Raw genomic sequence first — 20,689 nt, 5'->3', positions numbered from 1 at the left:
GTAGGCCAAAGGCAGCGCCGTTACAGACGCCCGTCGGCCCGCAGCAGGCTTTCCAGGCAGTGCTCCTGAATTCCGTAGAACTGCTTGATGCCCTGGATATTCTCCAACAGCGCGCTCGGCTCCACCGGCTCGGGGCGCTTCACCGCAAGAATCATCTTGTTCTTGTTGGTGTGTTCCAGGGAGACGAACTCGAACACCTTGGTTTCATAGCCGCTGGCTTCCAGCAGCAGGGCGCGCAGGCTGTCAGTGACCATCTCGGCTTCCTGGCCCAGGTGCACGCCGTACTGCAGCATGGGCTTGAGCATGGCCGGCATGTGCATCTGCGGGCGGATCTGTTTGTGGCAGCAGGGCGAGCACATGATGATCGCCGCGTCGCTGCGAATGCCCAGATGCAGGGCATAGTCGGTGGCCACGTCGCAGGCGTGCAGGGCGATCATCACGTCGATGGCGGCCGGGGTGTAGGTACGCACGTCGCCATGCTCGAAGCGCAGCCCCGGCTGCTCCAGGCGGGCCGCCGCGGTGTTGCCCAGGCGCACCATGTCTTCGCGCAGTTCCACGCCAGTCACCTGGCCCTGCAGGCCCAGGCTGTTGCGCAGGTAGTCGTGCATGGCGAAGGTCAGGTAGCCCTTGCCCGAGCCGAAGTCGACGGCGTGAATCGGCAGCTGCGGATCACGCTGCTGCAGCGGCGAGTGGCTCAGGGCGTGGGAAAACACCTCGATGAACTTGTTGATCTGCTTCCACTTGCGCGCCATCGCCGGTACCAGCTCGTGCTTGGCGGTAGTCACCCCTAGATCGGTGAGAAACGGCCGGCTCAGTTCGAGAAAACGCTTCTTCTCGCGGTCATGGCCGGCGGCCGGCGCCTCTCGCTCGACCGCCTTGCCGACGAACAGGCGCGCCTTTTCCTTCTTGCCGAAGGTCAGCTGCACGTCCTCGGTCAGCGACAGCAGGTGGGCATTCTTGAACGCCGCCGGCAGCAGGCTGGCGATATGTGCCAGGGCTTCAGCAACCGGCAGGTTCTTGGTCAGGTCGCGGGTCTTGTAGGTGGAGACGAACGACAGGCAGGCCTGGCCTTTGACCGTGACCGGACGAATGGTCAGACGCTGCAGCTCGGCTTCCTCGCCCTGGTACTTGCTCAGCAGCAGCTTGACCAAGGTGTTCTGCACCACGCTGGTTTCCAGCAGGGCAAGAAACTCGTCGCGGGCGGCAGTGGCGGCGGAAGGCAGGGATTCGACTGACATGAAAAAGGCCTGAATAAGCGCTGCCGAGACCGGCAAGGGGCAGTAATGCTACAGGGTACGCGGCGTCCACGCGCGCAGGGCTGACGGAGTACGCCTGCCGCCACCTCCCGCGCGGGGTTGATCGGGTATACTGCGCGGCTTTATGCAAATGCCTCGACACCGGTGGAATTCGTGAGCCAAACAACGCCCGACGTGAGCACCTTCCAAGGCCTGATCCTCGCCCTGCAAAGCTATTGGGCCGAGCAAGGCTGCGTGATCCTGCAACCCTACGACATGGAGATGGGTGCCGGTACCTTCCACACCGCCACCTTCCTGCGCGCCATCGGTCCGGAGACCTGGAACGCCGCCTACGTGCAGCCCTCGCGCCGCCCGGCCGACGGCCGGTACGGCGAGAACCCCAACCGCCTGCAGCACTACTACCAGTTCCAGGTGGTACTCAAGCCGAACCCGGAGAACATCCAGGACCTGTACCTGGAGTCGCTGCGCCGCATCGGCGTCGACACCCTGGTGCACGACATCCGCTTCGTCGAGGACAACTGGGAATCGCCGACCCTCGGCGCCTGGGGCCTGGGCTGGGAAGTCTGGCTGAACGGCATGGAAGTCACCCAGTTCACCTACTTCCAGCAGGTCGGCGGCGTCGAGTGCTACCCGGTCACCGGCGAGATCACCTACGGTCTCGAGCGCCTGGCCATGTACCTGCAGGGCGTCGACTCGGTGTATGACCTGGTCTACTCCGACGGCCCGTTCGGCAAGGTCACCTACGGCGACGTGTTCCACCAGAACGAAGTGGAGCAGTCCACCTTCAACTTCGAGCACGCCAACGTCGACAAGCTGTTCGACCTGTTCGACTTCTACGAGTCAGAGGCCAACCGCCTGATGGAGCTGCAGCTGCCGCTGCCGGCCTACGAAATGGTGATCAAGGCCTCGCACAGCTTCAACCTGCTCGACGCCCGCCGCGCCATCTCGGTGACCGCGCGTCAGCAGTACATCCTGCGCGTGCGCACGCTGTCGCGGAATATCGCCCAGAGCTACCTGCTGGCCCGCGCCAAGCTCGGTTTCCCGATGGCCACCCCGGAACTGCGTGATGAAGTGCTGGCTCAGCTGAAGGAGGCCGAATAATGAGTGCTCAGGATTTTCTGGTTGAGCTGGGCACCGAAGAGCTGCCACCGAAGGCCCTGAAGAGCCTCGGCGAAGCCTTCCTCGCCGGTGTGGAAAAAGGCCTCAAGGCCGCCGGTCTAAACTACGCCACCGCGCGTTTCTACGCCGCGCCGCGCCGCCTGGCCGTGCTGGTCGAGCAACTCGCCGCGCAGCAGCCGGACCGCACCGTCAACCTCGACGGCCCGCCCGTGCAGGCTGCCTTCGACAAGGACGGCAACCCGACCCAGGCCGCTCTCGGCTTCGCCAAGAAGTGTGGCGTCGAGCTGAGCCAGATCGATCAGAGCGGGCCGAAACTGAAGTTCAGCCAGTCGATCGCCGGCCAGCCGGCCGCCGGCCTGCTGCCAGGCATCGTCGAGGCTTCGCTGAACGACCTGCCGATCCCCAAACGCATGCGCTGGGCCGCGCGCAAGGACGAGTTCGTGCGTCCGACCCAGTGGCTGGTGATGCTGTTCGGCGATGCGGTCGTCGATTGCGAGATCCTCGCCCAGAAGGCCGGTCGTACCTCGCGCGGCCACCGCTTCCACGCCAACCGTGACGTGACCATTGCCAGCCCGGCCAGCTACGCCGAGGACCTGCGCGCCGCCTACGTGGTCGCCGACTTCGCCGAGCGCCGCCAGCAGATCGCCGCCCGCGTCGAGGAACTGGCCCGCGCCGAGAACGGCACGGCCATCGTCCCGCCAGCCCTGCTCGATGAAGTCAGCGCCCTGGTCGAGTGGCCGGTACCGCTGGTCTGCTCCTTCGAGGAGCGCTTCCTCGCCGTGCCGCAGGAAGCCCTGATCACCACCATGCAGGACAACCAGAAGTACTTCTGCCTGGTCGACGGCAACGGCAAGCTGCTGCCGCGCTTCATCACCGTGGCCAACATCGAGTCGAAAGACCCGGCGCAGATCGTTTCCGGTAACGAGAAAGTCGTGCGCCCGCGCCTGACCGACGCCGAGTTCTTCTTCAAGCAGGACAAGCGCCAGCCGCTGGAGAAGCGCAACGAGCGCCTGGCCAACGTGGTGTTCCAGGCCCAGCTCGGCAGCGTGTTCAACAAGGCCGAGCGCGTCTCCAAGCTCGCCGCCTTCATCGCCGAGCGCATCGGTGGCGACGCCACCCGCGCCGCGCGTGCCGGCATCCTGTCCAAGTGCGACCTGGCCACCGAGATGGTCGGCGAGTTCCCGGAGATGCAGGGCATCGCCGGCTACTACTACGCCAAGCATGACGGCGAAGCCGATGACGTGGCCCAGGCGCTGAACGAGCAGTACATGCCGCGTGGCGCCGGCGCCGAGCTGCCGCAGACCCTCACCGGTGCTGCCGTAGCCGTGGCCGACAAGCTCGACACCCTGGTCGGCATCTTCGGCATCGGCATGCTGCCGACCGGCTCCAAGGACCCCTACGCCCTGCGTCGCGCGGCGCTGGGCGTGCTGCGCATCCTGATCGAGAAGCAGCTGGACCTGGACCTGATCGAGGCGGTGAACTTCGCCGTCGGCCTGTACGGTGGCAAGGTCAAGGCCGAAGGCCTGGCCAGCCAGGTACTGGACTTCATCTTCGACCGCCTGCGTGCGCGCTACGAGGACGAAGGCGTGGAAGTGGCCGTGTACCAGGCCGTACGTGCCCTGAGCCCGGCGGCGCCGCTGGACTTCGACCAGCGCGTGCAGGCCGTGCAGGCTTTCCGCAAGCTGCCGGAAGCCGCTGCCCTGGCCGCCGCCAACAAGCGCGTGTCCAACCTGCTGAGCAAGTACGAAGGCCAGGTCGCCGCCAGCGCCGAGGCCCACTACTTCGACAACCCGGCCGAGTTCAGCCTGTACTCGGCCATCCAGCAGGCCGCCCAGGCCGTGCAACCGATGGCCGCCGCGCGCTGCTACCGCGAGTCGCTGGAGCGCCTGGCCGCCCTGCGCGAGCCGGTGGATGCGTTCTTCGAGGCCGTCCTGGTCAACGCCGAGGATGCCTCGGTGCGCGCCAACCGCTACGCGCTGCTCAACCAGCTGCGCGGCCTGTTCCTCGGCGTCGCCGACATCTCCCTGCTGGGCTGACGGCTTACCGGGCGGCGCAACGCCGCCCGGTCGCCCTGGTAATCGCATGAAACTGCTGATCCTCGACCGCGACGGCGTCATCAACCAAGACTCCGACGCCTATATCAAATCCCTCGACGAATGGATCCCGGTCCCCGGCTCCATCGACGCCATCGCGCGCCTGAGCAAGGGCGGCTGGACCGTGGCCGTGGCCACCAACCAGTCCGGCCTGGCGCGCGGCTATTACGACCTGGCCACGCTGGAGTCCATGCACGCGCGCCTGCGCCATTTGGTAGCAGAGCAGGGCGGAGAAGTCGGCCTGATCGTGCATTGCCCGCACGGCCCCGACGACGGCTGCGACTGCCGCAAGCCCAAGCCAGGCATGTTGCTGCAGATCGCTGCGCACTACGGCACGGAACTGGCAGGCGTGTGGTTCGTCGGCGACAGCGGGGGTGACCTGGAAGCCGCCCTGGCCGTCCATTGCCAACCCGTTCTGGTGAAGACCGGCAAAGGCGAGCGCACGCTGGCCAAGCCGTTGCCAGCGGGAACCCTGATATTCGATGATCTGGCGGCGATAGCCGACCAGCTTCTGCTCTAGGAGAGCCCGAGTCCCATGACGACAGTGCAGGCCATCAGAACCTTCTTCTTCTACCTGCTGCTGTCGTCCAGCTCGTTCTTCTGGTGCATCCTCTGCGTCTTCATCGCACCTTTCCTGCCGTTCCGTGCCCGCTATCGCCTGGTGGTGCAGGCCTGGTGCAGTTGCGCCACCTGGCTGGCCAAGGTGGTGGTCGGCATCCGCTATGAAGTGCACGGCCTGGAAAACATCCCGCAGCAGCCCTGCGTGATCCTGGCCAAGCACCAGAGCACCTGGGAAACCTTCTTCCTTTCCGCCTTCTTCGAGCCGCTGTCGCAGGTGGTCAAGCGCGAGCTGCTCTACGTCCCCTTCTTCGGCTGGGCCATGGCCATGCTGCGCCCCATCGCCATCGACCGCAGCAACCCCAAGGCGGCGCTCAAGCAACTGGCCAAGCAGGGTGACGAGCGCATCAAGCAGGGCGCCTGGGTGCTGGTATTCCCCGAAGGCACGCGTATTCCGCCGGGCCAGATCGGCAAGTTCTCCCGCGGCGGCGCCGCCCTGGCGGTGAACGCCGGCCTGCCGGTGCTGCCGATCGCCCACAACGCCGGCGAGTTCTGGCCCAAGCAGGGCTGGGCCAAGTACCCGGGCACCATCCAGGTGGTGATCGGCCCGGCCATGCACGCCCAGGGCGAAGGCCCGCGCGCCATCGCCGAACTCAACGAGCGCGCCTTCGCCTGGGTCGCCCAGACCCAGCAGGAAATCAGCGGTGTAGTGCCCGAAGTGAGCCAGGAGAGCGCCTCCAGCGCCGCCTGAGCATCTGTGGATAAGCTGTGCAAGAAATACCAGCAGAGTGCCATCACAGATTGCAAGATACTGATTTAAATAGAATTACTCAAAGATCCAAGGAGAGGCTCGGCAGGGTATAAGTTTTTCGCGCAGCACCTCACGTTCTGCGCGAAACCTCGCCCCGGCAAAGCGGTTAAGCTAACCGCACCACGCATCGTGAAAGGGATTTTCGCTCCATGCCGTCGATCTACCAGCTCAAGCCACGTTTCCAGAATCTGCTGCGCCCCGGCGTCACCCGCCTGCATGCGCGCGGCGTCACCGCCAACCAGGTGACCCTGGCCGCGGCGGTGGTCTCCGTGCTGCTCGGCGCACTACTGGCCTGGCTACCCCATTACACCTGGCTGTTCGCCCTGATCCCGCTGTGGATGCTGCTACGCATGGCACTGAACGCCGTGGACGGCATGCTGGCCCGCGAGTTCGGCCAGCAGTCCAAGCTCGGCGCCTACCTCAACGAGCTGAGTGACGTAGTCGCCGACAGCGCCCTGTACCTGCCCTTTGCCCTGCTCGCCGGCGTCTCGCCAACCCTGGTGGTGCTGGTGGTGGTGCTGGCGGTGATCAGCGAATACGCCGGCGTGCTAGGCCCCATGGTCGGCGCCTCGCGCCGCTACGACGGCCCCATGGGCAAGAGCGACCGCGCCTTCTGCTTCGGCGTGCTCGGCGCCGGTGTGGCGTGCGGCCTGCTGCCGGCGTCTTGGATCAACGGGCTGCTGGCCGTGATCCTGCTGCTACTGCTGGCGACCCTGGTCAACCGCGTGCGCCAAGGCCTGGCCGAGGTAACGCAAACCTCTCATTCGGAATAGGGACATTTCGATGCGCGACTGCAAGACGGCTGTCTTCCTTACCCACGACGGCGTGGAGCTGCTCTATCGCCACTGGCCGGCCACTCAGCCCGGCGATGGCCCGCGCAAGGCGGTGGTGATGTTCCACCGCGGCCACGAGCACGGCGGGCGCATGGCCCACCTGCCCGCCGAGCTGGACCTGCCCGACTACGACTTCTTCGCCTGGGATGCCCGCGGCCATGGCCTCTCGCCCGGCGCCCGTGGCGACAGCCCGAGCTTCGCCACCAGCGTGCGCGACGTGCAGACCTTCCTCGACCACATCAGCGCGACGCACGCCATCGAGCAGACGGATATGGCCGTGCTGGCGCAGAGCGTCGGCGCCGTGATCATCAGCACCTGGGCCCACGACTATGCGCCGAAAGTACGCTGCCTGGTGCTCGCCTCGCCGGCGTTCAAGGTCAAGCTCTACGTACCCTTCGCCCGTCCGGGCCTGAAGCTGCTGCGCCAGTGGCGCGGCAACTTCTTCGTCAACAGCTACGTCAAGGCGCGCTTCCTCAGCCACGATCCCGAGCGCATCGCCTCGTTCGAGAACGACCCGCTGATCACCCGGCCGATCTCGGTGAACATGCTGCTCGGGCTGTATGACGCAGCGGATCGGGTAGTGGCCGACGCCCAGGCGATCCAGGTGCCGACCCAGCTGCTGATCTCCGGCGCCGACTTCGTCGTGCACCGCAAGCCGCAGGAACAGTTTTTCGCGCGCCTGGGCAGCCTGCGCAAGGAGCAGCACATTCTGCCCGGCTTCTTCCACGACACCCTCGGCGAGCGCGACCGCGCCCATGCGCTGAGCCGTGCACGGCGCTTTATCCTGCGCAGCTTCGAGGAGCCACTGAATCGTCCCTCGCTGCTGGATGCCGATCGCCTCGGCGCTACCTGCGCCGAAGCCGAGGAACTGGCGGCGCCGCTGCCGAAGAATTCCCTCGGTGATCTTTACTGGCGCGCCACCCGCGCCGGGCTGAAGCTCGGCAGCGGGCTGTCCGACGGGGTGAAACTGGGCTTCGACACCGGCTTCGACTCCGGCAGCACTCTCGACTACGTCTATCGCAACCAGCCATCCGGCAAGAGCGCGCTGGGCCGGATGATCGATCAGAACTACCTCAACTCCATCGGCTGGCGCGGTATTCGCCAGCGCAAGGTGCATGCCGAGGAGCTGCTGCGCCTGGCCATGGGCAAGCTGCGCGAGACGGGCAAGGGCGTGCGCATCGTCGATATCGCCGCCGGCCATGGCCGCTACATCCTCGAGTCGCTGCAGGGCCTGGAGCACAAGCCGGACTCGATCCTGCTACGCGACTACAGCGAGATCAACGTGCGCGACGGCAGCGCGCTGATCGAGCAGAAAGGCCTGGGTGACATCGCCCGCTTCGTCAAAGGCGACGCCTTCGACAAGGCCGATCTCGCCGCCCTCGATCCCAAGCCGACCCTGGCAGTGGTCTCCGGCCTGTATGAGCTGTTCGGCAGCAACCAGATGGTCGGCGACTCGCTGGCCGGCCTGGCCGCAGCGGTCGAGGAGGGCGGCTACCTGGTCTACACCGGCCAGCCCTGGCATCCACAGCTGGAGCTGATCGCCCGCGCCCTGACCAGCCACCGCCAAGGCCAGGCCTGGGTCATGCGTCGGCGCAGCCAGGCAGAGATGGACCAGTTGGTGGAGGCCGCCGGCTTCCGTAAACTGGAACAGCGCATCGACGAGTGGGGCATCTTCAGCGTGTCCCTGGCCCAGCGGGTGTCCTGATGCAGGTCGCCCGCGAGACCGGATTGTGGAAGCGCGGGGTTCTCTGGCTATTGCTGCTGGCCCCGTTGTTCTTCGCCAGCTACGGCTTCGCCAACTGGTTCACCGCACAGCGCGACGACGTCGGCAGCCTGGTGTTCGCCTGGGAAAGCGCGACGCCGCTGTGGGCCTGGACCATCGTGCCCTACTGGTCGATCGACCTGCTCTACGGTCTGTCCTTCCTGCTTCCAGCCACGCGCCGGGAGATGGATAGGCATGCCCTGCGCCTGCTCAGCACCCAGCTGATCTGCATCGCCTGCTTCCTGCTCTGGCCATTGCGCTTCACCTTCGAACGCCCCGAGCTGAGCGGCTTCTTCGGCTGGATGTTCGATGTGCTGATGGGCTTCGACAAACCGTTCAACCAGGCACCCTCGCTGCATATCGCGCTGCTGGTGGTGATCTGGGTGATGTTCGCCCGGCACACCCGCGGCGTGCTGCTGCGCGGCCTGTTGCACGGCTGGATGGCGCTGATCGGCCTGTCGGTGCTGACTACCTGGCAACACCACTTCATCGACGTGCCTACCGGCGCCCTGGCCGGCTGGCTGTGCGTGTGGCTATGGCCGGTCGAAGGGCGCAGCCCACTGCAGCAGCTGCGCCTGGCGCGCGAGCCGCAGCGCTGGCGCCTGGCCCTGCGCTATGGACTGGGCAGTGTCATCTGCGCATCCCTGGCGGTAAACCTCGGTGGCGCCTGGCTGTGGCTGCTGTGGCCCTGCGCTTCGCTGTTGCTGGTCGCCCTGAACTACGCGCTGTTCGGCGCGGTCGGCTTCCAGAAGCGCGCCGACGGCTCGCTCGGTTCGGCCAGCACCTGGCTGCTCGCTCCCTACCTACTTGGCGCCTGGATCAACTCGCGGCTGTGGACGCGCAGGCATCCGCAGCCGGACCAGGTGGTGGATGGCCTATGGCTGGGACGCGTACCGAGCGAGCAGGAAGCTGCACCCTTCGCCGCCGTGCTGGATCTGAGTGCCGAGCTGCCGGTCCGCCTGCCCGGCAAGGCCTATCGCAGCCTGCCGCTGCTGGACCTGGTCGCCCCCGATACCGAGGCCTGCCGCCAAGGCGCGGCGCTGATCGAGGAGTTGCGCGAGCAAGGCCCGCTGCTGGTCTGCTGCGCCCTCGGCTACTCGCGCAGCGCCACCCTGGTCGCCGCCTGGCTGCTGCACAGCGGCCGCGCCAGTAACGTGGAGCAGGCCATCGAGCTGATTCGCGCCGCACGCCCGCAGATCGTGCTGGGCGAAGCGCAGCGCCAGGCGCTGCAGGGTCTGCTGCAATCAGCCGCGAGCCTGGAGGTGGCGCATGGCCTCTGAGATGCAACTCGCCCTGGTCGCCGGCCTGCTGCGTCGCGGTCGAGGCCTGGATCTACTGTCCAACGCGCTGACCCTGCTCGCCCTCGCCTACGGCCTGGCACCGCTGCTCGGTGCGCCACCCAGCGCCGCCAGCGGCGTCCTCTGCGGCCTGCTGGTGATGCTCGGCCTGGCGCAGAAGTACTGGGCCATCCGCGTGGCGCTGGATGCCGAACTGTTCGTCCGCCTGGCCAACGATGCGACGCGTCTTGCCGAACACACCACCGACCTGGACCAGGCGCTGCAGGTTCTCGGCCTGCAGCCCGCTGCTGCCCAGCCACGTGACTGGCAGGAACGCAGCCGCGGCGCCCTGCGCCTACTGCGCCTGCAGGCCGCCTGGCTGGTCGCGCAACTGCTGCTGGCCCTGGCCATCCTTCTCGCCGCCCCCTGGCTTTCCCTGGCTGGATAAAGGAGTCATATCCATGCTCGCTTCGATCACCGCCTTCGCCATCACCTCGGCAGCCCGCCTGCTGACCGGCGCACGCGCCCTCTGGCTGGGCTGCACGGCCCAACCGGTGCAACGCCTGTACTACGCCAACCACAGCAGCCACGGCGACTTCGTCCTGCTGTGGGCCTCGCTGCCGCCGGAGCTACGCCGGCGCACCCGCCCGGTGGCCGGCTCCGACTACTGGATGAGTAGCGACCTGCGCCGCTTCCTGATCCGCGACGTGTTCAACGGCGTGCTGGTCGACCGCGAGCAGCGCTCGCCACAGACCAACCCGCTGCAGTCGATGCTCGAGGCGCTGGACCAGGGCGACTCGCTGATCATCTTCCCCGAGGGCACGCGCAACCTCACCGAGGAACAACTGCTGCCGTTCAAGAGCGGCCTGTTCCACCTGGCCCAAGCCAAGCACGAGGTGGAGCTGGTCCCGGTGTGGATCGCCAACCTCAACCGGGTGATGCCCAAGGGCAGGGCGCTACCGCTGCCGCTGCTGTGCACCCTGAGCTTCGGTGCGCCGCTGCAGCGCGTGGAGGACGAAGACAAGGCCGCCTTCCTCGAACGCGCCCGCAACGCCCTGCTGGAACTGGCCCCGGAGGTAGTCTGAGATGGATCGCAACACAATCCTGCTGTTCGCCGGCATCGGCGCCGTACTGCTGATCGCCACCCTGATCGCCCGCATCCTGCGCAAGCGGGCCGGTGACGTCCCCAACGCGGTAATCGAGAACCTCAATGCACGGATCGATGCCTGGTGGGTCATGGTGCTCGTCATCGGCGTTGCCTTCCTATTCGGCAACAACGGCGTAGTACTGCTGTTCTACTTCGTATCGTTCTACGCCCTTCGCGAGTTCCTCACCCTGACGCCGACCCGGCGCAGCGACTACCCGGCGTTGGTGGCGGCCTTCTACTTTGCGTTGCCGATGCAGTACCTGCTGATAGCCCTGGACTGGTACGGTCTGTTCGCCATCTTCATCCCGGTCTACCTGTTCCTCCTGCTGCCGATCCTCGCCTCGCTGGCCGGCGATACCACGCGCTTCCTTGAGCGCGCCTCGGAAGTGCAGTGGGGGCTGATGATTGCGGTGTACTGCGTGTCCGCGGTGCCGGCGCTGCTGACCCTGGACATTCCCGGCTACGAGGGCCGCAACCTGCTGCTGATCGCCTGGCTGATCATCGTCGTGCAGCTGTCTGACGTGCTGCAGTACGTCTGCGGCAAGCTGGCCGGCAAGCGCAAGATCGCGCCCAAGCTGTCGCCGTCGAAGACAGTGGAAGGCTTCGTCGGCGGCGTGGCCCTGGCCAGCCTGGTCGGCGCCTCGCTGTTCTGGATCACCCCGTTCAGCTTCTGGCAGGCCGCGCTGATGGCGCTGACCGTCAACCTGCTGGGCTTTGCCGGCGGCCTGGTGATGTCGGCGATCAAACGCGATCGCGGGGTGAAGGACTGGGGCCACATGATCGAAGGTCACGGCGGCATGCTCGACCGCATGGACTCGGTGTGTTTCGCCGCGCCGATCTTCTTCCACTTCGTACGCTACTGGTGGGCCTGAGGCCCACCTTTTCGCAGGCAATAAAAAAACCCGCCGAGGCGGGTTCTTCAAGACCTTCCGACATCCTGTCGTTTGCCATCCTGGCGCGGTCTGTCTTCCATGACCCGGGACATCCAATTCCTGGCAGGTGTGTGCAGATTAGTCGCCAGGGCAGGGCGGCAAAAGAGCAGCAGGCCGCCTTGTCGTGTAAGCCTTTGGCTATAGCAGCCCCTTCCAAAGCAAACCGGGAGCTAGGCTCCCGGTTGTGTCGATCAGTGCGGCTGGTTCAGCGTCAGGCGCATATGGCGGTTCACATCCTTGTACAGCAGGTAGCGGAAGCGACCCGGGCCACCGGAATAGCAGGCCTGCGGGCAGAAGGCGCGCAGCCACATGAAATCACCGGCCTCGACCTCGACCCAGTCCTGGTTCAGGCGATACACCGCCTTGCCTTCCAGCACGTACAGGCCGTGTTCCATCACATGAGTCTCGGCGAAGGGAATCACGCCACCCGGCTCGAAGTTGACGATGTTGACGTGCATGTCGTGGCGCATGTCGGCCATGTCGACGAAGCGAGTGGTGCTCCAGCGGCCTTCGGTGTCCGGCATCACGCGCGGCTCGATGTCCTGCTCGTTGGTGACGAAGGCTTCCGGCAGCGGTACGCCGTCGACGCGCTGGTAGTGCTTGCGGATCCAGTGGAAGCGGGTGTGCTGGCCGCTGGTGTTGCGCACCTTGTAGTCAGCGCCCGGTGGAATGAAGGCATAGCCGCCCGGTTGCATGGTGTGGACCTGGCCTTGCAGGGTCAGGGTCAGCTCGCCCTCGACGATGAACAGCACCGCCTCGGCGTTGATGTCCTGCTCAGGCTTGTCGCTGCCGCCATTGGGAGCCAACTCGACGATGTACTGCGAGAAGGTCTCGGCGAAGCCGGACAGCGGGCGGGCGATGACCCACATGCGCATGTTGTCCCAGAAGGGCAGGTGGCTGGTGACGATGTCACGCATCACGCCCTTGGGGATCACGGCATAGGCTTCGGTGAACATGGCGCGGTCGGTCAGCAGCTCGGTCTGAGCCGGATGACCACCATGCGGCGCATAGTAGGACGTCTTGGACACGGGAGGTCTCCTGTTGGTATTCGGCTCCCCGTCGATGTCGGTCATCCGGCGGGGCGGCGTCCAGCAGCATTCGAGCTGGAGGCACGGGGCAAATCCAAGATATCCAGCGCCTCTCTCATCGACAAATTAAATGTTGGGATGCGCCACATTTGATTATCGAATTCAACTTCGGCGGTGCTGCTTTCGGCTCAGCTGCCTCGTTCCTGTTCCAGCAAGGCCGAAAACGACTCCGCCAGCGCAGTAATCACCGGCCCGGCACTCGGCCGATGGATGATCGCCACCTCGAACATGTCCACCTCCGGCAGACCCGCCGATTGCGGCAACACCAGGTGCTCGCCGGTCACCGCGCGCAGCGGCAGCAGACCGATGCCCATGCCGTCGGCGATCGCATCCTGGATACCACTGAGACTGGAGCTGGTGAAGCTGATTCGCCAGCGTCTGCCGACCGACTCCAGCGCCGCGATCATTTCATCGCGGTACAGGCCTCGCGGCGGAAACGTCACGATCGGCAATGGATCGAGATCGAACGCCGGGCTGCGCAGGCTATCCACCCAGCGTGTCTTCTCCGTCCAGCGCGCTACCGCATCGCGGCTGTTGCGACGTTGCTTGAGGAGCACCAGGTCCAGCTCGCCACGATCGTAGCTGCCGGCCAGATCACGACTGAGCCCAGCGGTAACCTCGAGCTTGATATGCGGAAAGCGGCGGCTGAACTCGGCTAAGTGCCTTGTGGTACGCCCGGCGGCGAAGTCGTCCGGTACGCCGATGCGCACGATCTGCGCCACGCTCGCCCCATCCAGAGCCTCGTGCAGCTCGTCGTTCAGCGACAGCAGCCGCCTGGCATAACCCAGCACCGTTTCGCCGGCATCGGTGGGCAGCACGTCGCGATTGCCCCGCTCCAGCAGGCGATGCCCAGCCAGCTCTTCGAGACGCCGGACTTTTTGGCTGACGGTCGATTGCGTAGAGCTCAGTCTCAGTGCGGCGGTGGTGAAGCTGCCGCAATCGGCCACGGTGACCAGGGCTCGTAACAGGTCGAGCTCGAACAGACGGCTATTCGTTCTATCTATGTGCCCCATGCCCACATCCATTTTCTGAATCCGCATGCTGTGGCTTTTATCAGGCCTGTCGGATGCCAGCAACAGCGGTCTAGACCCTACTAACCTCAGACAAACAAAAGCCCCTGGTAGCGACGCTAGCAGGGGCTCTTGTAGGGGCACTTGCGTGCCCCGCGTGCAGGGATCAGAAGTCCAGGTTCGACACCGCCAGGGCGTTGGATTCGATGAAGTCGCGGCGCGGCTCCACGGCATCGCCCATCAGGGTGTTGAAGATCTGGTCGGCAGCGATGGCGTCCTCGATGGTCACCTTGAGCATGCGGCGCACGGTTGGGTCCATGGTGGTTTCCCACAGCTGCTCGGGGTTCATCTCACCGAGACCCTTATAGCGCTGGATGCTGTGACGCTTGGTGCTCTCGGTCTTCAGCCAATCGAAGGCCTCCTTGAAGGTGGAGACAGCCTTCTTGCGCTCGCCACGCTGCACATAAGCGCCGTCGTCCAACAGGCTGTTGAGCTGGTCGCCTAGAGCGGTGACCGACTTGTAGTCGTTGCTGGCGAAGAAGTCGCGGTTGAAGGTGATGTAAGTGGACAGGCCGTGAGCCAGGATTTCCACTTCCGGCAGCCAGAGGTGACGCTCGCGATCCTCGCGCAGGCTGGCAGTGTAGGTCTGGCCAGACTTCTCAGCAGCCTTCAGACGCGCCTGGAAGGCTTCCAACCAGCGCTGCATGGCAGCCTGGTCAGCCAACTGCTCCACCGACACGCGCGGCAGGTAGACCATGTGCTCGGTGATGTCCTGCGGGTAGACGCGGGACAGGCGACCGAGGGTCTTGATCACCGCGCGGTACTCGTTGACCAGCTGTTCCAGTGCAGCACCGGAAACGCCCGGGGCATTCTCGTTGACGTGCAGGCTGGCATCTTCGAGGGCCGACTGGGTCATGTACTCGTCCATGGCCTCGTCGTCCTTGATGTACTGCTCCTGCTTGCCCTTCTTCACCTTGTACAGCGGCGGCTGGGCGATATAGATGTAGCCACGCTCGACCAGCTCCGGCAGCTGACGGAAGAAGAAGGTCAGCAGCAGGGTGCGGATGTGCGAACCGTCGACGTCGGCGTCGGTCATGATGATGATGTTGTGGTAACGCAGCTTGTCGATGTTGTACTCGTCGCGACCGATACCGCAGCCGAGGGCGGTGATCAGCGTGCCGACTTCCTGGGAGGAAATCATGCGGTCGAAGCGAGCACGTTCGACGTTGAGGATCTTGCCCTTGAGCGGCAGGATCGCCTGGGTCTTGCGGTTACGGCCCTGCTTCGCAGAACCGCCCGCGGAGTCACCCTCCACTATGTAGAGTTCGGACAGCGCCGGGTCTTTTTCCTGGCAGTCGGCCAGCTTGCCGGGCAGGCCGGCGATATCCAGCGCACCCTTGCGGCGGGTCATTTCGCGCGCCTTACGGGCGGCTTCACGAGCGCGGGCAGCGTCGATCATCTTGCCGACTACGGCCTTGGCTTCGTTGGGGTTCTCCAGCAGGAAGTCGGAGAAGTACTTGCCCATTTCCTGCTCCACCGCGGTTTTCACCTCGGAGGAGACCAGCTTGTCCTTGGTCTGCGAGCTGAACTTCGGATCCGGCACCTTGACCGAGATGATCGCGGTCAGGCCTTCGCGGGCGTCGTCACCGGTGGTGGCAACCTTGAACTTCTTCGCCAGACCTTCGCTTTCGATGTAGTTGTTCAGGTGGCGGGTGAGGGCAGAGCGGAAGCCCGCCAAGTGAGTACCACCGTCACGCTGCGGAATGTTGTTGGTGAAGCACAGCAGGTTCTCGTTGAAGCTGTCGTTCCACTGCAGGGCGACTTCCACACCAACGCCGTCTTCCTCGCGCTGGATGTTGAAGTGGAACACCTGGTTGACGATGGTCTTGTTGGTGTTCAGGTATTCGACGAAAGCCTTCAGACCACCTTCGTACTTGAACAGCTCTTCCTTACCGCTACGTTCATCCTTGAGCAGGATGCCGACGCCGGAGTTGAGGAAGGACAGCTCGCGCAGGCGCTTGGCCAGGATGTCCCAGCTGAAGTGAATATTGTGGAAGGTCTCTTCCGACGGTTTGAAGTGGATCTGCGTGCCGGTGCCATCGCTGTCACCAACCGGAGCCAGAGGTGCCTGCGGCACACCGTGGACATAGGTCTGTTCCCAGATCTTGCCACTGCGGCGAATGGTCAGAACCAGCTCTTTCGACAGGGCATTCACCACCGAGACACCTACGCCGTGCAGGCCGCCAGATACTTTGTAGCTGTTGTCGTCGAACTTACCGCCGGCGTGCAGCACGGTCATGATGACCTCAGCCGCGGAGACGCCTTCTTCTTTGTGCATGTCCACCGGGATGCCACGACCGTTGTCGCGTACGGTAATGGACTCATCAGGATGGATGGTGATGCTGATATCGCTGCAGTAGCCAGCCAGCGCTTCGTCGATCGAGTTGTCGACCACCTCGAAGACCATGTGGTGCAGACCACTGCCGTCATCGGTGTCACCGATGTACATGCCTGGCCGCTTGCGTACGGCATCCAGGCCCTTGAGGACCTTGATACTGTTGGAGTCGTACGTTTGGTTTTCGCTCATGCCTTCACTCCCGATGGTCGTGTCTGGGTGATACAGCCATGTTCCACGTGGAACATGGCGACCGGCGTGTCCGTGCGCCAGCCATCATTCAGTAATTCGTGATCGACACAGGTGATGAACACCTGGCACTGCAAATCGTCCAGCAGGCGGCACAGGGCCTGTCGATGTCGCTCATCCAGCTCCGACGGCAAGTCGTCTACCAGATAGATGCATTGGCCTTGTTTGGCCTGATTCAGCAGATGCCCCTGGGCAATGCGCAAAGCACACACCACCAGCTTCTGCTGACCGCGGGACAGTATCTCCGCGGCATTGTGAGCCCCCAATCGCAGGCGCAGATCAGCGCGTTGCGGACCGGCCTGGGTATGTCCGAGCTGCTGGTCACGGGGCAGGGTAGTAGCCAACACATCGGCCAGCTGCTTGTCCTTGTCCCAGCCGCGGTAGTAACTGAGAGTCAGTCCCTCCAGCTCCACCAGCTCGCTCAATACCCGTTCGAAAACCGGCTTCAGAGCTTGAATATAAGCTCTGCGGTAGCCATCCAGCTCGTCACTAGCCAGGCACAATTCACGGTCCCAGGCCGCTTGCGACGCGGCGTCCAGTGTACCATGCCGCAGCCACGAGTTCCGCTGCCGCAGGGCCTTCTGCAGGCGCTGCCAGGCCGGCAGGAAGCGTTGTTCCACGTGGAACACTCCCCAATCGAGGAACTGGCGACGAACCTTGGGCGCGCCTTCCAGCAAACGGAAGCTGTCCGGGTTGATCACCTGCAGCGGCAGCAGCTCGGCAAGCTGAGCCGTGCTACGAGCGTTCTGCCCGTCGACACGAATCTGAAGCTCGCCCTGACGATCACGCGAAATGCCCAGATTGCTGTGCAACCCGTCATCGCGGTTCACCTGGCCGAACACAGTACAAGCAGGCTGCTCGTACTGAATCATCGGCTGCAGTTTGTTGCTGCGAAACGAGCGGGCGAGACCCAACAGATGGATGGCCTCCAGCAGGCTGGTCTTACCGCTGCCGTTGGCGCCGTGAAGAATATTGATGCGGGGGGAGGGGGAGAGCGTCACCGGGTGCAGGTTTCGCACCGCGGTGACGGTGACGCGAGAAAGGGACATTCAGAACTTGATTACAGGCGCATCGGCATGACGACGTAGGAAGAGTCGTCGTTGTCGGCTTCCTGAACCAGAGCGCTGCTGTTGGCGTCGGACAGGATCAGGCGAACCTGCTCGGTAGTCATCACGCCCAGCACGTCGAGCAGATAGCTGACGTTAAAGCCGATCTCCAGCGAGCTGCCGTTGTAGTCGACTGCCACTTCCTCCTCGGCTTCTTCCTGCTCCGGGTTGTTGGCCTGGATCTTCAGCTGACCGCTAGCCAGTTGCAGACGAATGCCGCGGTACTTCTCGTTGGACAGAATCGCGGTACGGCTGAAGGCTTCGCGCAGTGCCTGGCGATCGCCAACAACCAGCTTGTCGCCACCACGCGGCAGCACACGCTCGTAGTCCGGGAACTTGCCGTCGACCAGCTTGGAGGTGAAGGTGAACTCGCCAGTGGTGGCGCGAATATGGTTCGCACCGAGGACGATGGCCACTTCGCCGTCCTGCTCGGTGAGCAGGCGAGCCAGTTCGAGAATACCTTTGCGCGGCACGATCACCTGATGCTTCTCGGTGTTCTCGATCGACGCCTGCATTGCGCACATGGCCAGGCGGTGGCCGTCGGTTGCAACAGCGCGCAGCACACCGGTCTGTACTTCGATCAGCATGCCGTTGAGGTAATAGCGCACGTCCTGCTGAGCCATGGCGAAGCTGGTGCGGTCGATCAGGCGACGCAGCTTGCTCTGCACCAGGGTGAAGGTCAGCGATCCCGGGCCTTCTTCCACGGTAGGGAAGTCGTTGGCCGGCAGGGTGGACAGAGTGAAGCGGCTGCGACCGGCCTTGACCACCAGCTTCTGCTCGTCGACACGGATGTCGATCAGCGCATCGCTCGGCAGGCTCTTGCAGATGTCCATCAGCTTGCGTGCCGGCACGGTGATCTCGCCCGGCTCGGCGCTGTCTTCCAGCGTCACCCGACCAACCAGCTCGACTTCCAGGTCAGTACCGGTCAGCGACAGCTGTTGGCCTTCGACGACCAGCAACACGTTCGACAGGACCGGCAAGGTCTGGCGGCGTTCGACGACGCCGGCGACCAGTTGCAGGGGTTTCAACAGGGCTTCGCGTTGAATAGTGAAATGCATGGTCTCGTCCCTTGCCTTGTGGGCTGCGTATCAGGTGGTCAGGGTGCGCAGCAGGTTCTTGTAGTCCTCGCGGATGTCCGCGTCGGCTTCCCGCAGTTCAGCAATCTTACGACAGGCGTGCAGCACTGTGGTGTGGTCTCTTCCGCCAAAAGCATCACCGATTTCCGGCAGGCTGTGGTTGGTCAGTTCCTTGGACAGAGCCATGGCAACCTGACGTGGCCGCGCCACCGAACGGGAACGACGCTTGGAGAGCAGATCGGAGATCTTGATCTTGTAGTACTCGGCCACGGTGCGCTGGATATTATCCACGCTCACCAGCTTGTCCTGCAGGGCCAGCAGATCCTTCAGCGACTCGCGGATCAGCTCGATGCTGATCGGCTGGTTGGTGAAGTGCGAGTGAGCGATGACACGCTTCAGCGCACCTTCCAGCTCGCGCACGTTGGAGCGAATGCGCTGGGCGATGAAGAAGGCGGCGTCATGCGGCAGATCGACTTTGGTCTGCTCGGCCTTCTTCATCAGAATGGCGACGCGGGTTTCCAGCTCTGGCGGCTCGACCGCAACGGTCAGGCCCCAGCCGAAGCGCGACTTCAGACGCTCCTCCAGCCCTTCGATCTCCTTCGGATAGCGATCGCTGGTGAGGATCACCTGCTGACCACCTTCGAGCAGAGCGTTGAAGGTGTGGAAGAACTCCTCCTGGGAGCGCTCCTTCTTGGCGAAGAACTGGATATCGTCGATCAGCAGCGCATCTACCGAACGGTAGAAGCGTTTGAACTCGTTGATCGCGTTGAGCTGCAGCGCCTTGACCATGTCAGCGACAAAACGCTCGGAATGCAGGTAAACAACCTTGGCGTTGGGGTTCTTCTTCAGCAGGTGGTTACCCACCGCGTGCATCAGGTGAGTCTTGCCCAGGCCGACGCCACCGTAGAGGAACAACGGGTTGTAACCGTGTTTCAGGTTGTCCGCCACCTGCCAGGCCGCAGCTCGCGCCATCTGGTTGGACTTACCCTCGACGAAGTTCTCGAAGGTGAAGGTCCGGTTCAGGTAACTGGTGTGCTTGAGTGCACCCTCTACCTGAACGGTGCGCTCGGTCGGTCGGCTGACTGCCGGTGCCGGTACAGACGCAAACAGGTCGCCCGTAGGAGGCTCATCGGCCACTGCGGCTGGAGTCGGAGCAGGAGAGGCCGGCGCACTATTAATAGACGGAGAAGGCGCGGCCATCCGTGGAGCGGCGCTGCGCTTGCTGCCGATCAGCAGCGAGAGCGCGGGAGCCAAGCCGTTGGCACGCTCAGCCAGCAGCTCGAGCAGGCGCACCATGTATTTCTCGTTGACCCAGTCGAGCACGAAGCGATTGGGTGCATAGACGTGCAGCTCGTCGCCAGCCGACTCCACCTGAAGGGGGCGGATCCAGGTGTTGAATTGTTGAGCGGGCAACTCGTCGCGAAGCAGCTCCACACACTGCTGCCAAAGTTCTATGGACACTGATATCCCCTGGGATCGCTACGGTTTGCAAAGCTAAAAACAGCCCGCATTGTAGCCCTCCTGGAGGATAGTTATCCACACGAATGAGCGATTTCAGCCGAATAAAATCAACGATTTAATAATGTTTCCGGTCTTCCCGCCGGAACCCGGAAAAGCTGTGGATAAAGGTAACCATAAGTGGGTGGAAAAGCCTGGGGGAAACCTATGGGAAAGCCCGCCTGTGGGTAAATCGTACTTTCCTGCACAGGCCATGCACCTGGTACGAACATCCAGCACACTGCTTGCAGACAGGCTTATCCTTCTCCCTAGCCCTTGTAGACCCTGGCCCGAAGGCGCTTTTCCACAGACCCTAGGCCCCCTAAACAAGAGCAGTTAGAACAAGCTTTTAAAGATTTTCTTTCCTTTCATCTTTCTTTCTTCATTCCCTACTGGTTGGAAATTGACCTGGCGGCTCGGTTTCACTAGAATCGCCGGTCTCTTTAAACGGGGGCCATCCAGGTCCCGTATGGACCACCC

General features: G+C 63.9%; 16 protein-coding genes and 1 pseudogene. 10 read left to right on the top strand and 7 right to left on the bottom strand.

Annotation, left to right across the window (positions count from 1 at the left end; genetic code table 11):
* Positions 1-20: 20 nt before the first annotated feature.
* Complete coding sequence (locus PTT45_RS18850) at positions 21-1,238, bottom strand: class I SAM-dependent methyltransferase (RefSeq protein ID WP_273815412.1); 1,218 nt, start codon at positions 1,236-1,238, stop codon at positions 21-23.
* Between the two features lie 171 nt (positions 1,239-1,409).
* Here PTT45_RS18850 and glyQ point away from each other — a divergent pair, with 171 nt between their 5' ends.
* From glyQ to PTT45_RS18800, 10 genes are all read left to right on the top strand, one after another.
* Positions 1,410-2,357 carry a glycine--tRNA ligase subunit alpha gene (gene glyQ, locus PTT45_RS18845; RefSeq protein WP_273815411.1) on the top strand — a complete coding sequence of 316 codons (948 nt, stop codon included), beginning with the start codon at positions 1,410-1,412 and terminating at the stop codon, positions 2,355-2,357.
* On the top strand, positions 2,357-4,411 hold the full coding sequence (glyS, locus tag PTT45_RS18840) for a glycine--tRNA ligase subunit beta (protein WP_273815409.1): 2,055 nt from the start codon (positions 2,357-2,359) through the stop codon (positions 4,409-4,411). The genes glyQ and glyS overlap by 1 nt, the downstream gene beginning before the upstream one ends.
* Positions 4,412-4,457: 46 nt before the next feature.
* Entirely contained in the window at positions 4,458-4,988 is a 531-nt protein-coding gene (gmhB, locus tag PTT45_RS18835) for a D-glycero-beta-D-manno-heptose 1,7-bisphosphate 7-phosphatase (RefSeq protein WP_273815405.1), read from the top strand.
* 15 nt (positions 4,989-5,003) lie between these two features.
* Positions 5,004-5,777 (top strand): lysophospholipid acyltransferase family protein, encoded by a 774-nt coding sequence (locus PTT45_RS18830; RefSeq protein WP_273815403.1) that lies wholly within the window; start codon positions 5,004-5,006, stop codon positions 5,775-5,777.
* A 209-nt stretch (positions 5,778-5,986) separates the two neighbouring features.
* Positions 5,987-6,610, top strand: a complete 624-nt coding sequence (locus PTT45_RS18825) for a CDP-alcohol phosphatidyltransferase family protein (RefSeq protein ID WP_273815402.1) — start codon at positions 5,987-5,989, stop codon at positions 6,608-6,610.
* A gap of 10 nt (positions 6,611-6,620) precedes the next feature.
* Positions 6,621-8,375 (top strand): bifunctional alpha/beta hydrolase/class I SAM-dependent methyltransferase, encoded by a 1,755-nt coding sequence (locus PTT45_RS18820; RefSeq protein ID WP_273815400.1) that lies wholly within the window; start codon positions 6,621-6,623, stop codon positions 8,373-8,375.
* Positions 8,375-9,712 carry a phosphatase PAP2/dual specificity phosphatase family protein gene (locus tag PTT45_RS18815; protein WP_273815398.1) on the top strand — a complete coding sequence of 446 codons (1,338 nt, stop codon included), beginning with the start codon at positions 8,375-8,377 and terminating at the stop codon, positions 9,710-9,712. Before PTT45_RS18820 ends, PTT45_RS18815 begins: the two co-directional genes overlap by 1 nt.
* On the top strand, positions 9,702-10,157 hold the full coding sequence (locus PTT45_RS18810; RefSeq protein WP_273815396.1) for a hypothetical protein: 456 nt from the start codon (positions 9,702-9,704) through the stop codon (positions 10,155-10,157). Before PTT45_RS18815 ends, PTT45_RS18810 begins: the two co-directional genes overlap by 11 nt.
* A gap of 13 nt (positions 10,158-10,170) precedes the next feature.
* A complete protein-coding gene (locus PTT45_RS18805) occupies positions 10,171-10,794 on the top strand; it encodes a lysophospholipid acyltransferase family protein (RefSeq protein WP_273815394.1) in 624 nt (207 codons plus the stop codon).
* A gap of 1 nt (position 10,795) precedes the next feature.
* A complete protein-coding gene (locus PTT45_RS18800) occupies positions 10,796-11,728 on the top strand; it encodes a phosphatidate cytidylyltransferase (protein ID WP_273815392.1) in 933 nt (310 codons plus the stop codon).
* A gap of 251 nt (positions 11,729-11,979) precedes the next feature.
* Here PTT45_RS18800 and PTT45_RS18795 read toward each other — a convergent pair whose 3' ends face one another.
* The 6 genes and pseudogenes from PTT45_RS18795 to dnaA all read right to left on the bottom strand — a co-directional run bounded on the left by PTT45_RS18795 (position 11,980) and on the right by dnaA (position 20,173).
* Complete coding sequence (locus PTT45_RS18795) at positions 11,980-12,816, bottom strand: bifunctional allantoicase/(S)-ureidoglycine aminohydrolase (RefSeq protein WP_273815391.1); 837 nt, start codon at positions 12,814-12,816, stop codon at positions 11,980-11,982.
* Between the two features lie 188 nt (positions 12,817-13,004).
* Entirely contained in the window at positions 13,005-13,889 is an 885-nt protein-coding gene (locus PTT45_RS18790) for a LysR substrate-binding domain-containing protein (RefSeq protein ID WP_273816036.1), read from the bottom strand.
* A gap of 163 nt (positions 13,890-14,052) precedes the next feature.
* Positions 14,053-16,473, bottom strand: a complete 2,421-nt coding sequence (gene gyrB, locus PTT45_RS18785) for a DNA topoisomerase (ATP-hydrolyzing) subunit B (protein WP_273815389.1) — start codon at positions 16,471-16,473, stop codon at positions 14,053-14,055.
* A gap of 4 nt (positions 16,474-16,477) precedes the next feature.
* Positions 16,478-17,579, bottom strand: a pseudogene (gene recF / locus PTT45_RS18780) (DNA replication/repair protein RecF).
* Positions 17,580-17,590: 11 nt separating this feature from the next.
* Complete coding sequence (gene dnaN, locus PTT45_RS18775; RefSeq protein WP_273815386.1) at positions 17,591-18,694, bottom strand: DNA polymerase III subunit beta; 1,104 nt, start codon at positions 18,692-18,694, stop codon at positions 17,591-17,593.
* A gap of 30 nt (positions 18,695-18,724) precedes the next feature.
* The gene (gene dnaA / locus PTT45_RS18770; RefSeq protein ID WP_273815385.1) at positions 18,725-20,173 is read right to left on the bottom strand and encodes a chromosomal replication initiator protein DnaA; all 1,449 of its coding nucleotides are present in this window, start codon (positions 20,171-20,173) and stop codon (positions 18,725-18,727) included.
* Positions 20,174-20,689: the final 516 nt, after the last annotated feature.

Source organism: Pseudomonas sp. Gutcm_11s (genome assembly GCF_028649395.1).
Lineage (GTDB): Bacteria > Pseudomonadota > Gammaproteobacteria > Pseudomonadales > Pseudomonadaceae > Aquipseudomonas.
The sequence above is the reverse complement of the archived record's forward strand: the minus strand, read 5'-3'. Positions and strand labels throughout refer to the sequence as shown.